Below are 15,696 nucleotides of genomic sequence, written 5' to 3' on the forward strand. Positions count from 1 at the left end.
CGTCATCGGCGCGGTTTTAAAGGTCGCCACCCGAACCCACGACGGGGCCGTCGTTCTCCGAGTCGGGCTGTCCGCCTACCCGCCGGCCGAGACTTCTGGCCGTTGGGGCATCGAACAAGGTGGGCAGAGTCAGCTCGACTTCGAGGGTTGCGTTGATCGCGGCGACTACCCGCATCGCCGAAATCGAATCGCCACCCAGATCGAAGAACGAGTCATCCGCCCCGACTCGATCCACGCCCAACACGTGGCCGTAGATGCAGCACAAGATCTGTTCAACGTCGGTGGACGGTTCGCTGTAACCGACTGCGGTGTCGCGTTTTTCGAGCGTCGAGGAAGCCGCCACCCGTGGCCCGTCCCAAGAGCCCAGTGGGGCCAGCTGCTGGCCAGGATCGGTCGCCATGGCCACCAGCGCCTGGTCGAGGTACCCGATCAGTCGCCGAATGCTGTTGTCGTCGAACACATCTGTTCGATACTGGATCCGAAGGTCCAGCTCGCTGCCCGGCACGGCTTGGACCGTGAGCGGGTAGTGGTAGTAGTCGCGACTGTCGACGTCGGTGACCGACAACCCGTCCGCACCCGACAACACTGACGTGTCGGTTGGATAGTTCTCGTAGACGAAGACTGTGTCGAACAGTCTGTCCTGGTCGGCGATTCGGTGAATCTCGTTGAGCCCCAAATGCTCGTGCTCAAGTGTGCGACCTCGGCTGTCCTGCAGCTGATCGAGCAGACCAACGATGGTGGTGTCGGGAGAGATATTCACCCGCATTGGCACCGTGTTGATCAACAGGCCCACCATCGCATCCGCGCCGGCCACCTCGGCCGGCCGACCCGAAACCACCACACCGAAAGCGACATCACGCTGGCCGGTCATGGTCGACAGCAACTGCGTCCAGGCAGCCTGCAACACCGTGCTGACGGTGGTGTGGTGGGTACGCGCCAGCTCGTTCAACGCCAGCGTGGTCTGTTCCGAAACCCGAAGCGAGGTAACGTTTCGCGGCCCCACCCCCAGGTCCGACGGGCCGACCAAGGTCGGAGTATCGAAGCCCGCCAACACTTCTCGCCACGCGTCGCGGGCAGCATCGAGGTCCCGGTCAGCCAGCCAACCGACGAACCGGCGGAACGGCACCGGCGCCGGCAACCGCTGCCCGTAATACCCGGCGAACACCTCCTGCAACAACACCGAGAGCGACCAGCCGTCCAGCACGATGTGGTGATTGGTCAGAACAAGGCGGTGCTGATCGGGTGCGATGCGGATCAACATCGCCCGGAAGGCCGTCTGCTCGGCGAGATCACAGACCGCAACGCGCTCGGACGCGCACAACCGCTCGATTTGCTCATCGCGGTCCCGGGCCTCACGGCTGAGGTCGACGTACTGCCATGGGACCACCGGATCGGCCGGAATGACCTGGACGGGCTCGTCGAAGTAGATTCCCCGGTCGCTGCGCTCCTGCCCACCGGCCGGCTCACAGAACCGCGCCACCAAATTGGGGTGGCGTTCGACCGCGGCCTGCACGGCCTCTTGCAGCCGGTACCGATCGAGTCGGCCGTTCAACGTGACGCCCATCTGCACCGCATACACATCGTCGCCAGAACTGTGAGCGACGTTGGCGTGGAACAACAATCCCTGCTGCAGCGGTGTCAACGGCAGAACGTCGTCGACATCGTGTGCCTGGCACAGGTCGTCGATCTGCTGCTGAGTCAGGCGGGCGGGCGCGATATCCGATGGCGTCAATCCGCCACCGCCGCCGTGCACATGCGCGCAGATACCGGCCAACGCGTCGAACCACAACCCGGACAGGCGGGTGACCTGTTCCTGGTCAAGGGCTGACAGAGCCCACGTCCACCCGGCCCGCAGGCGCGGGCCGTCGACAGTTTCGACCGTGCCGGCATTGAGTTCGACAGTGTGCATCAACGGCATTGGGACAGCCGCGGCGGCGCCCGTCACCTTCCAGCCGTCCTCACGCATCTCCCAGATGTCACCTGACGCCTGGCCGCCACCGCCACTCATACGACCGAGATAGTTGAACCCAATCGCCGGGTCCGAGCCGGTCAGATCGACATCACTGTTGAGGTAGCGCAGCAGACCGTAGGTCAGACCGTCCGGCAGCGCCCGCAACTGCTCCTTGGCGCCCTTGATGACCGGCCCCAGATTCGCGTCGCCGGCAAGCACCTGACCCCAATCCAACCCACCGACGGTCAACGCCACCGGGTACTTGGTGGTGAACCAGCCCACCGTGCGCGACAAATCGACATCGGCGATTTCTTCTTGGCGCCCATGGCCTTCCGCGTCGATGACGACCGGAGAGCCTGCGGTGCCCAGGAATTCGGTTAGCGCCAGCCCGAACGCGATCAACAGAATGTCGTTGATCCCGGCATGGAACGCTGCCGGCACCTCCCCCAGCAACATCCGGGTCGTCTCGACATCCAGCTCGGTCGACAAGCTCCCGGCATTGGCATAGGTGTCGATCTCGGGTTGAACCGCAGGCAACGGTGCGGGCACCGCCGCGATCTGCCGCCACGCCTCCGCCGTATTCACGACCTCCGGCTCATACGCGTGCTCGGCCAAGATCGACGCCCACCGCGCGAACGATGTACGCGGCGCAGGTAATTCGGCCGGCTGCCCGCCGTGGAGCTGGGCCCACGCAAGGTTGAAGTCCTCCAACAAGATTCGCCACGACACACCGTCAACAGACAAGTGGTGCACGATCATCAGCAACTGACCGACAGAGGGCGCCCACAGCGCACTGACCATCGCCCCAGCCGCGGGGTTCAGCCGTGCTCGGGCCTCGATGACCGCGTCGTCCGACAACACGTCAACGGTGTGCAAGCAGGTGCGGGCATCCACCGACCCGGCCTCAGGCGCCGTCAGCGACCAGCCCCCAGCACCGTCGTCCTCGACCCGCATGCGCAGCATGGCATGGCGATCCAGCACCGCTTGGAGCACCAACAGCGCATCAGCCTCGGTCACCCCGACCGGAGCCTGAATCAACACGCTCTGGTTGAACTCATCGACCGGACCCTGAACATCGTGCAGCCACGAGATGATCGGGGTCGCCAGCAGCGGGCCGACGCCTTCGTCGACCTCATCAGCGTCGCCGTCACCGACCGTCGCAACCCGGGCCAGACCAGCTACCGTCTGTTCGACGAAGATGTCGCGCGGCCGGCACGACACGCCAGCGGCTCGCGCCCGCGCCACCACCTGCATCGACAAGATGCTGTCGCCGCCCAACTCGAAGAACGACTCGTCCACACCGACCCGCTCCAGGCCCAACACCTGCGCGTAGATCCCGGCCAGGATCTCCTCCACCGCATTCGACGGAGCGCGGTAGGAATCGACGTCCTGATACTCCGGCGCCGGCAAGGCCCGGGTGTCCAATTTGCCGTTCACCGTCAACGGCAACGCATCGATGGCCACGATCGCCGAGGGCACCATGTACGACGGCAACCGATCACCCAATGCGGCGCGCGCGGCGGCGGTGTCCACATCGCCGGTCACATACCCCACCAGACGCTTGTCACCCGCACGGTCCTCGCGGGCGATCACCACCGCCTGCACAACACCATCCAATTCGCTGAGCGCAGATTGGATTTCGCCGAGTTCGATCCGATACCCGCGAATCTTGACCTGCTCATCGGAGCGTCCCATGTAGCGCAGCTCACCGTCGGCGCCCCACGCCATCAGGTCGCCGGTGCGATACATCCGCGCCCCGGGCTCGCCGAACGGGCAGGCCACAAAGCGAGTGGCGGACAACCCTGCCCGGCCGATGTAACCGTCGGCGACCCCGCCGCCGGCCACATACAACTCGCCGACCACTCCCTGCGGCACCGGCCGCAACAAGGTGTCGAGGACGAAGAAGCCGAGGTGGCCCAGCGGCACACCGATGGGGCTGACCGCGCTGTCGGCATCGTCGGCCACGATCTCCCGGAACGACGCATGCACCGTCGTTTCCGTGATGCCGTACATGTTGATCAACCGCGGCGAGCCCGGAGGATGATTCTCCAGCCACGCCCGCATCCGTTGTGGTTCAAGCGCTTCCCCACCGAACACCACAGCCTCGAGCTTCAGTTCGGCACCAAGCTCGGGGTTTGCGGCGTCTGCGGTCTGCAGCGCATAGAACGCCGATGGCGTTTGACTCAGGACACCGACCTGCTCGGACACCAGCAGGGCGTGCAGATCTTCCGGCGAGCGCACCACCGCATCGGGGACCACGACCACGCGGCCGCCGAAGAGCAGAGCGCCCCAGATCTCCCACACCGAGAAGTCGAATGCCAGGGAATGGCACTGCGACCAGACGAGCCCGGTGAGGTCCATGTCGGCGTCCAAGGTCTGCAGCAGACGAATCACGTTGCGATGCGGAATCGCCACACCCTTGGGTTTTCCGGTGGTGCCGGAGGTGTAGATGATGTACGCGATGTCGTCCGCGCCCGGCTCCGGCAGGGCTACGGTGGTATCGACAGAGGGGTCGATCAGCTCGTTCGCATCGATAACCGAAATACCTTGCCCGTCAAGCAGTTCCGCCAGTGCGGCGGTGGTAACCGCGGCCACCGGCTTGGCATCGCCGAGCACGAACTGGCGCCGCGACTCGGGCACCGCGGGATCGATCGGAACGTAGGTGGCTCCGGTCTTGACCGCCGCCACCATGGCCACGATCGCCTCGGCCGAACGCGGCAACAGCAGCGCCACCCGTTGTCCTGGCCCAGCACCGCGACTGGCCAACACGCGCGCGGCCCGATCGGCCGCCTCGTCCAGTTCGCGGTACGTCATCGACGAGCCCTCGAAGGTGACCGCCAACGCGTCTGGGGTGAGCGCCGCCTGGGTGGCGAACCTGGACGCGATCGATTCCGCACTGCTGACCGACTCGGTCAGCACCGCCCGGTTCCCGACTTGGTCGAGGCGGGCGTGCTCGGCGGCATCCAGAACATCCAGCGCCGAAAGGTGTTGCGCCGGATGCGTGGTCAACTCTTCGAGCACCCGCTGCAACCGGTCGACCAGTGTCTGGACGCTGGCGGCATCGAATACGTCGGTGCGGAATTCCACACCCCCACCGATCCCGGTGGGTTCGCCGGCCTCGTTCCAACTTTCGGCGAGGTTGAAGGTGAGATCCATGCGGGCTGTCTTGGTGTCCACCACCATCGGTTCGACCTGCAGATCACCCAGTGACAATCCGGCGGCGTCGCCGGCCTGCCAACCAAAGTTCTGCCACGCCAACACAACCTGCACCAGCGGATGATGCGCCATACTGCGGGTCGGCTTGAGCCGCTCGACCAGCACCTCGAACGGCACGTCCTGATGCTCGTATGCAGACAGGCTGCGTCGGCGCACCTGGGCCAGCAGATCGGCGAAGGTGGGATTACCACTCAGGTCGACGCGCAACACCAACGTGTTGACGAAGAAACCGACGAGCTCATCAAGAGCGGTGTCACCGCGACCGGCGATCGGGAAGCCCACTGCCACATCGTTGTTGGCGCTGAGGTTCGACAGCAGCACCGCGAGAGCGGTTTGCAGGACCATGAAGGGGGTCGCGTTGTGCTCGCGCGCCACCTGGGTGACCTGTTGCTGCAACTCGGCCGGCCAGTCCACGTCGATGCGGGCACCACGGTAATCCGCCACCAAGGGATAGGGCCGGTCAGTGGGTAGCTGCAACTGCTCCGGCATACCCGCCAGGGCGTCTTCCCAGAACGCCAACTCCGCCGCGATCCGGCTGTCGGGATCGGACAGATCACCCAGCCGCGAACGCTGCCACAGTGTGTAGTCGACGTACTGCACCGCCAGATCCGCCCAGCCGGGAACCTCCCCGGCCGACCGGCTCGCATACGCGACACCGAGGTCACGCACCAGCGGCGCGATGGACCAACCGTCAGCTGCGATGTGGTGGACCACAGCCACCAGCACATGCTCATCGGCTCCGACCCGGAAAAGCTGAGCCTGCATTGGGATTTCGGTTGCCAGATCGAACGTGTAGCGCGTCGCCGCCTCGATGGCATCGACCAACTGGCTTTCCGACCAGCTGGTGGCGTCGATCACAGCCCAGCCGAAATCGGCAACGTCGGTTGGTACTACGAGCTGCTGGGGTACACCTTCGACAGCAGGGAACCGCGTGCGAAGGCTTTCCTGGCGGTCCACCACGTCGGCCAGAGCCGCACCCAACGCGTCGGCATCCAGTTGCCCCTGCAGCCGCAGTGCCACCGGCAGGTTGTAGATCGGCGACGGCCCCTGGAGCTGATCGACGATCCACAGCCGGTTCTGGGCGAAGGACAGCGGCACGACGTCGGGCCGCGGGCCTGCTACCAGTGGCTCGGAAAGAGTCTCGTCCCCGGAGATGCGGGGCGCCAACTGGGCGACGGTGGGCGTTTCGAACAGCACACGCACCGGGAGACCGGAACCGAGGCTGTTGTTGACCGCCGCGATCAGCCGCATCGCTGACAGCGAATCACCGCCCAGGTCGAAGAACGAGTCGTCCACCCCGACGCGGTCGGTACCCAGCACCTGAGCGAAGATGCCCGCCAAAATCTCCTCGGTGGGAGTGCTTGGCGCACGGTAGTTTTCAGCATCCTGATAGTCAGGAGCGGGCAGTGCCCGCCGGTCCAGTTTGCCGCTGACCGTCAGCGGCAGCGAGGACAACTCCATCACCGCGGCCGGAACCATGTAGGCCGGTAGCCGCTCGGCCAGCGCTACACGTACCTTGACGGGATCCGCCGTACCGGTGAAGTAACCCACCAGACGTGGGTCTCCGGGGCGGTCCTCGCGAGCGATCACCACAGCCTGCTCGACCCCGTCGAGTCCGGCCAACACGGCCTGGATTTCGCCGGGCTCGATCCGGTAGCCACGGATCTTGACCTGCTCGTCGGCACGCCCCAGATATTGCAGCTGTCCATCGGCACGCCAACGCACCAAGTCTCCGGTGCGATACATGCGCTTTCCAGGCGAACCGAAGGGGCAGGCCACAAACCGCGAGGCCGTCAGATCGGTGCGTCCGATGTACCCGACACCAACACCGCGCCCGGCGACATACAACTCGCCGACCACGCCTTCGGGCACGGGACGTAACCGCTCGTCGAGGACGAACAGCGCGACGGTCGGCGGCGGTGCACCGATCGGTACCTCCGCGCCGACTGCCAGGGGCGCACTCATCGTGGCGTACACCGTGACTTCGGTTGGGCCGTAAGCATTTACGACCACCCTGCCGGGAGCCCACTGGTCCACGACCTCGGGCGGGCAGGCCTCACCGCCGAGCAACAGTGCCACCGACTCCAACCCGCGCGGGTTCAGTGCGGCCACCGCCGACGGCGTTTGGGTGAGCACGTTGACCTGTTCGCTGACCAGTAATGCGTGGAAGTCCTCCGGCGAGCGGACCACAGCGTCGGGCACCACCAACAGCCGTCCGCCACCGAGCAGCGCGGCCCAGATCTCCCAGACGGAGAAGTCGAAAGCATACGAGTGGCACTGCGTCCACACTTGGTCGGCAGGCAGGGCCGGATGCGCCGAGTCCGCCAGGTGGGCCAGGTTACGGTGGCTGAGGGCAACACCTTTGGGAGTACCGGTCGTGCCCGACGTGTAGATCAGGTAGGCGATGTTGTCCGGGTCCGGTGCCGGCAGCGCGGTGCTTGGTTGCGTCTGGATCGAGGGATCGGCCAGATCCTCCACATCGACGACAGCCACGTCGTATCCATTCAGCCGCGGCCGCAAGGCAGCCGAGGTGACGACCGCGACCGGTGCGGCATCGGTGAGCATGTATTCGATGCGGGCTTCCGGTAGCGCGGGGTCGATGGCGACGTACGCCGCCCCGACTTTCAGCGCAGCCAGCATGACGACGACGGCTTCGGCCGAGCGCTCCAGCAGCAACGCGACACAGTCGCCGGCCCCGACACCACGGCCGGACAGCAAGTGCGCGTATCGGTTTGCCGAATCCTCCAGCTCCCGGTAGGTCATCGACACGTCGCCGGATGTCAGCGCGACGGCCTGCGGGGCACGAGCGACCTGCGCGGCGAACAGTTCCGGAACCGACACGGCATCTGACCCGGACCGGGTCAGCACCGCACGATTACCTACCTGGTCAAGACGCGCGTGCTCAGCCGAATCGAGCACATCGATCGACGAAATCCGTTGAGCCGAGTCGGCGATCATGGCCACCAACACCCGCTCGAGCCGCCCGACCAGAGTTCCGATGCTGGCAGCGTCGAAAACGTCGGTGCGGAATTCGACCATCCCGTCGATCCCTCTGGCTTCGCCGGTGTGGGTACAGCGTTCGCTCAACGAAAATGCGAGATCCACACGGGCGGTGTGGGTGTCGAGCGGGAGTTGCGTGACCTGCAAGTCCCCCAGGGCCAGCGCAATGTCTTCGCTGGTCTCCCCGGGCAGGTTCTGCCAGCCCAACATCACCTGGACGAGCGGATGATGGTTGAGCGATCGAGTGGGGTTGATCCGCTCGACGACCACTTCGAAGGGCACGTCCTGGTTCTCGTACGCGGCCAGACTGCGCGTCCGCACCTGATCCAGAAGATCGGCAACAGTCGGGTCACCGCTGACGTCAACCCGCAACACCAAGGTGTTGACAAAGAATCCCACGAGGGCGTCGAGGGCAGGGTCTCGGCGCCCGCCGATCGGGAATCCCACCGCCACATCGGAACTCGCGCTGAGCCTGCCCAACAGCAGTGCCAGGGCGGCCTGAACCAGCATGAAACTGGTCGCGTTGTGCTCGCAAGCCACCTGAGCGATCTGCTGCTGCAGCTCGATGGGCCATTGCCAGGAGAAGATCTCGCCGCGCTGGTCTGCCACCGGCGGATACGGCCGGTCGGTCGGCAACTGCAGACGCTCAGGCATGCCGGCCAGCGCGTCTTGCCAGTACGCCAGCTGCGCGGTGATAAGACTGTTGCCGTCGTCCAAGTCACCGAACTGTGCACGCTGCCACAGCGTGTAATCGACGTATTGGACCGGTAATTCGGCCCAGACGGGGTTCATCCCCGCGCTTCGGCAGACGTAGGCTACGCCCAGGTCCTGCACCATCGGGCCCATCGACAAGCCGTCGGCAGCAATATGGTGCGCCACGGCCACCACCACATGGTCGTCGTCGCTGACGCGGAAAAGCCTCGCCTGCATGGGAATCTCGGCGGCCAGGTCGAATGAGTGGAGCGCAACCGCGTCGACAGCGTCATCGAGTTGGGTCTGCGACCAACCGGATGCGTCGACGACATCCCAACCGAAGTCAGCTTGCTCGGCGGGCACCACCAGCTGCTGAGGTACCCCGTCGGGCGCCGCGAACATGGTGCGCAGGCTCTCATGACGGCCAACCACGTCGGCCAACGCTGCACCCAGCGCCACGGCATTCAGGTGGCCTTGCAACCGCAAGCCCACCGCCATGTTGTAGGTCGGCGACGGCCCCTGCAGCTGGTCGAGGAACCACAACCGGTTCTGCGAGAACGACAACGGAATCACCGCCGGCCGCTCCATGGGCCCCAACGGCCTCAGCTGATCGTCGTCCCCGCCGATTCGCAGCGCCAACAGCGCAACTGAAGGCGCCTCGAACAGCGCCCGCACCGAAAGGTGAGTGTTCAAGCCGGTATTCACCGCGGCGATCAAGCGCATCGCCAGCAGCGAATCCCCGCCCAAGTCGAAAAACGAATCGTCGACGCCAACCCGACTCAGACCCAGAACCTTGGCGTAGATCCCAACCAGGATTTCCTCGACTGCGGTCGCCGGAGCCCGGTAGGTATCGATGTCGGCGAACTCCGGTGCCGGCAGGGCTCGTCGGTCGAGTTTGCCGTTGACCGTCAACGGCAACGCGTCGATCACCATGATCGCAGCCGGAACCATGTACTCCGGTAGCCGCTCGGCCATCTCCGCGCGCGTAGTGGCCGGATCCGCTGTGCCGGTGATGTAACCCACCAGGCGCTTATCGCCGGGACGGTCCTCGCGGGCGATCACGACCGCCTGCTGAACTCCGTCCACACCGGCCAGCACTGTGCGGACCTCGCCGAGTTCGATGCGGTACCCGCGGATCTTGACCTGCTCATCGGCGCGGCCCACATACCGCAGTTCGCCATCTGCGCCCCACCACACCAGATCCCCAGTGCGATACATCCGGTCCCCCGGCACGCCGAACGGGCAGGCCACGAAGCGCGACGACGACAACCCCGGCCGTCGCCAATACCCAAGCCCTGCGCCCGTACCGGCGACATACAAGTCACCAACCACGCCGGCCTGCACCGGTCGCAACCACTGGTCCAGCACGAAAAACGCGTAGCTCGGCAATGGGACGCCTACCGGGCTCACATCGTTGTTGGTGTCTCCGTCGACGATCTCCCGGAACGAAGCATGCACCGTCGTTTCGGTTGTGCCGTACAGGTTGAACAGACGCGGTGAGCTTGGGTGGCTGTCCAGCCAGGTCCGAAGACGTTGTGGCTCAAGCGCTTCGCCGGCGAATATCACCGCTTGCAGCTTCAGCTGACGTGCGATCTCGGGCTGCAGCGCGTCCGCGGTCTGTAGTGCGTAGAACGCCGACGGCGTCTGGGAGAGGACGCTGACCTGTTCGGCGGCCAGCAGTGCGTGGAGTTCTTCCGGCACACGCGCCACCGACTCGGGCACCACCACCAGGCGCCCGCCGTACAACAGCGCACCCCACATCTCGCAGACCGACACGTCGAAGGCCAGGGAATGCACGAGAGACCAAACCTGCTCGGCCATATCGATATTCGCGTTCATGGCGGCCAGCAACTGGGTCACGTTGCGGTGGATGATGGCTACGCCCTTGGGGACACCGGTAGTGCCCGAGGTGTAGATCAGATACGCGATGTCATCGGGAGCCGGCCCCGCCAACGGAGTGCTGGGCTGACTGTCCACGTCATTGTCGTTGACATCGATGACCTGCAAGTCCTGTCCAGCCAACCGCTGGGCCAACTCAGAGTTGGTAATCGCTGCCACCGGCACCGCATCACCAAGAACCAACTGCATACGCGTCAGCGGCGCAGCCGGGTCGATCGGCACATAAGCCGCCCCGGTCTTGAGCACCGCCAGAATCGAGATGACCGCATCGGCCGATCGCGGCAACAACAGCGCTACCCGCTGCCCCGGCCCAATCCCCTTGCCCGCCAACAAATGTGCGAACCGGTTACTGACCTCATCCAACTCGCGGTACGTCCAAGAAGACCCCGCGAAACTCAACGCCACCGCGTCTGGGTCACGCGCCACCTGCGCGGCAAATGCCGCGGGAATCGATATCGGTGTGGACACCGATCCGGTAAGGGCCGCCCGGTTACTCCATAGCTCTACCTGGCTGAGTTCGGCATCGTCGAGCATGTCGATCGAGGACAGCGGCTGTGCCGGATCAGCGATCATGGCCGCCAGAACGCGTTTGAGCCGCTCGATCAGCGTTTCGACATCGGCGGCGTCGAACACCTCGGTGTCGTACTCAACACGCAAAGTCAGTCCATCGCCCGGCATGGCCTGGATCGCCATGGGGTAGTGGTTGTATTCGTGGTGGGCGAAGTTCGTGACGGCCAATCCGTCGTCACCCGACAACTTGGCGGCATCGATCGGATAGTTCTCGTAGACGAAGAACGTGTCGAATAAGTGATCCTGACCCGTCACCCGATGAATCTCATTGAGCGCCAGATGCTGATGATCCAAGGTCCGGGCGTAATCGCTCTGAAGCTGCGCGAGCAGGTCACTCGACGTGGTTGCCGCAGTCATGCCGGCGCGCACCGGCACCGTGTTGATCAGCAGACCCACCATCGAGTCCGCGCCATACAACTCGTCCGGCCGACCCGACACGGTGGTGCCGAACACCACGTCACGCTGACCCGTCAACGACATCAACACCCGCGCATACGCACCCTGCAACACGGTGCTGACCGTGGTGTGACACGACCGCGCCAACTCACCAAGCGCCCGCGTCGTGTCCTCAGACACCTGAAATGACGCCACCTCGCGCCCACCCGGCTCATGACCCGCCGGGCCGACGAGTGTCGGGGTGTCGAATCCAGCCAGCACCTGCTCCCATGCCGCGCGAGCAGCATCGAGATCACGCCCGCCCAACCACGTGACAAAGCGCCGATAAGGCGGAGCCGGAAGCAACCGCTGCCCGTAATAGCTCGCGAACACCTCACCCAACAGAATCGGCAGCGACCACCCATCCAAAACAATGTGGTGATTGGTCAACACGAACCGGTACTGATCAACCCCGGTCCGAATCAACGCCGCCCGAAACGCCGGCTGAGTAGCCAACTCGCAGACCGCAATCCGCTCTTCTGCGCACACCTGCGCAATCTGCTGGTCAGCAACATCACCGTCGGCATCCAGCTCGAAATACTGCCAGGGCACACGCGGATCGGCCGGAATAACCTGCACCGGCTCGTCAAACTTCTGAGAGAACCGGGCCGCCAAATGGGGATGCCGGACCACCACCGCCTGCACCGCATCATGCAGCCGGTCCGGATCCAGCGGACCACTCAAACTCACATACAGCTGCACCGCATACACATCGTCGCCGCTCTTCGCCGCACTGGCCAGAAACAACAACCCCTGCTGCAAAGGAGTCAGCGGCACAACATCAGCTATCCGCATACTGCCGCTGCCGCTTGTCGAGCTGACCTTGGCTACCAGCCGCGCGGCCCGCGGCGCCTCGGCCTCCGACGGCTTCGGCGCGGCCTCTTCCTCCCCACCGATTCGGGCCGCCAACTGGGCGACCGTGGGCGCATCGAACAACGTCCGCACTGAAAGACGGGAATTCAGACTGGTATTGACTGCGGAGATGAGGCGCATCGCCAACATCGAATCCCCGCCCAAGTTGAAGAACGAGTCGTCCGCGCCGACACGCTCGACTCCGAGCACCTTGGCGTAGATACCCGCCAGAACCTCCTCCACCTCGGTAGCAGGGGCGCGATAATGACCCGCATTCTGGTACTCCGGAGCCGGCAGTGCGCGGATGTCGAGCTTGCCGTTGACCGTCAACGGCAACGCATCGATCACCACCAACGCGGCCGGAACCATATAAGCGGGTAGCCGCTCAGCCAGCGCGACACGCACCTTCACCGAATCCGCTGTGCCGGTGAAATACCCCACCAGGCGCTTGTCCCCGGGACGATCCTCGCGGGCGATCACCACCGCCTGCTCAACCCCGTCAAGCTCATTCAGCGCGGCCTGAATCTCGCCGAGTTCGATGCGATACCCACGGATCTTGACCTGCTCATCGGCACGCCCCACATACCGCAGTTCGCCATCTGCGCCCCACCACACCAGATCGCCGGTGCGATACATCCGCTGACCCGGCGCCCCGAACGGGCACGCCACAAACCGTGTTCCGGACAACCCCGCCCGACCCACATACCCACACGCCAACCCCGACCCGGCCACATACAACTCGCCGACCACCCCAGCGGGCACCGGGCGCAACCAACCATCCAGCACAAATAACGCCGCCCCCGGTACCGGCACACCGATCGGCGGAACTCCCGACCCCGCAATCAGCGGCGTGCTCAGCATCACGACCATCGTCGTCTCGGTTGGCCCGTAAGCGTTGATCATCACCCGCCCGGGTGCCCACCGATCCACAACCTCGGGGGGGCACGCCTCACCGGCCACCACCAGCGCCAACGATCCCAACCCCTCCGGCGACAGCATGGCTACGGCCGACGGGGTCTGAGTGAGCACATTCACCTGTTCGCTCACCAGTAAGGCGTGGAACTCGTCGGGCGAACGTGTCACCGAGTCGGGCACCACCACGGTTCGCCCGCCGTGCAACAACGGCGCCCAGGTCTCCCATACCGACGTGTCGAATCCAAACGTGTGGCACTGCGTCCACACTCCCGACGTCGGCAGATAGGCATCCAGCGATCCCAAAAGCTGAGTCACGTTGTGGTGGGTGACTGCCACGCCCTTGGGGACACCGGTAGTGCCCGAGGTATAGATGAGGTACGCCACGTCGTCCGGTACCGGCTCGGACAGTGCGACATCAAAATCGACAGCAGGACCGGATTCGCAGATTCCCTGCGCGTCGATGATCGGGAAGACCAGGTCCGCTAACCGCTCGGCCAACTCGGGGTAGGTGACCACCGCCACCGGCATGGCGTCATCGAGAATGAACTGCATCCTCGCCGCCGGTACTGCCGGGTCGATCGGCACATACGCCGCGCCGGTCTTGAGTACCGCCAAAATCGAGATGACCGCATCGGCCGACCGCTGCAAGAGCAGCGCTACCCGCTGGCCCCGTCCAATCCCCTTGACTGCCAAGACGTGTGCGAATCGGTTCGCCGCTTCATCGAGTTCGCGGTATGTCCACGAGCGGCCCTCGAAACGCAGCGCAACCGCCTCTGGAGCGCCGACCACCTGCGTCGCGAACAACGCGGGAATCGACAACGGTTTGGACGCCGGCTGCACCAGTGACGCCCGGTTGCTCCAGCGATCGAGCTGAGCGTGCTCGTTCTCATCCAGCAGGTCCATTGACGACAACGGACGGGTGGGATCGGCGATCATCACGGCCACAACATGTTTGAATCGCTCGATCAGCGCTTCGATGGCACCCGCCTGGAACACACCGGTGTCGTATTCGACTCGCAGCGTCAGCTGGTCACCCGGAATGGCCTGAACTGAAAGCGGGTAGTGGTTGTATTCGTGGTGGGCGAAGTTCGTGACGGCCAGTCCGTCGTCACCCGACAACTTTGCGGCATCGATCGGATAGTTCTCGTAAACGAAGAACGTGTCGAATAAGTGATCCTGACCCGTCACCCGATGAATCTCATTGAGCGCCAGATGCTGATGATCCAAGGTCCGGGCGTAATCGCTCTGAAGCTGCCCGAGCAGATCACTCGACGTGGTTGCCGCAGTCATACCGGCGCGCACCGGCACCGTGTTGATCAGCAGACCCACCATCGAGTCCGCGCCATACAACTCGTCCGGCCGACCCGACACGGTGGTGCCGAACACCACGTCACGCTGACCCGTCAACGACATCAACACCCGCGCATACGCACCCTGTAGCACCGTGCTGACCGTGGTGTGACACGACCGCGCCAACTCACCAAGCGCCCGCGTCGTGTCCTCAGACACCTGAAATGACGCCACCTCGCGCCCACCCGGCTCATGACCCGCCGGACCGACGAGTGTCGGGGTGTCGAATCCAGCCAGCACCTGCCCCCACGCCGCGCGAGCAGCATCAAGATCACGTCCGCCCAACCACGTGACAAAGCGCCGATAAGGCGGAGCCGGAAGCAACCGCTGCCCGTAATAGCTCGCGAACACCTCACCCAACAGAATCGGCAGCGACCACCCATCCAAAACAATGTGGTGATTGGTCAACACGAACCGGTACTGATCAACCCCGGTCCGAATCAACGCCGCCCGAAACGCCGGCTGAGTAGCCAACTCGCAGACCGCAATCCGCTCTTCTGCGCACACCTGCGCAATCTGCTGGTCAGCAACATCACCGTCGGCATCCAGCTCGAAATACTGCCAGGGCACACGCGGATCCGCCGGAATAACCTGCACCGGCTCGTCAAACTTCTGGGAGAACCGGGCCGCCAAATGGGGATGCCGGACCACCACCGCCTGCACCGCATCATGCAGCCGGTCCGGATCCAGCGGACCACTCAAACTCACATACAGCTGCACCGCATACACATCGTCGCCGCTCTTCGCCGCACTGGCCAGAAACAACAACCCCTGCTGCAAAGGAGTCAGCGGCACAACATCAGCTATCCGCATAC

Annotated in this window: 1 pseudogene; it reads right to left on the reverse strand. The window is 64.5% G+C overall.

What is annotated here, in order from left to right:
• Positions 1–16: 16 nt before the first annotated feature.
• A pseudogene (locus M2432_RS24260) lies at positions 17–15,694 on the reverse strand (amino acid adenylation domain-containing protein).
• Positions 15,695–15,696 lie beyond the last annotated feature (2 nt).

It is taken from the genome of Mycobacterium sp. OTB74 (genome assembly GCF_029892685.1).
Taxonomy (GTDB): domain Bacteria; phylum Actinomycetota; class Actinomycetes; order Mycobacteriales; family Mycobacteriaceae; genus Mycobacterium.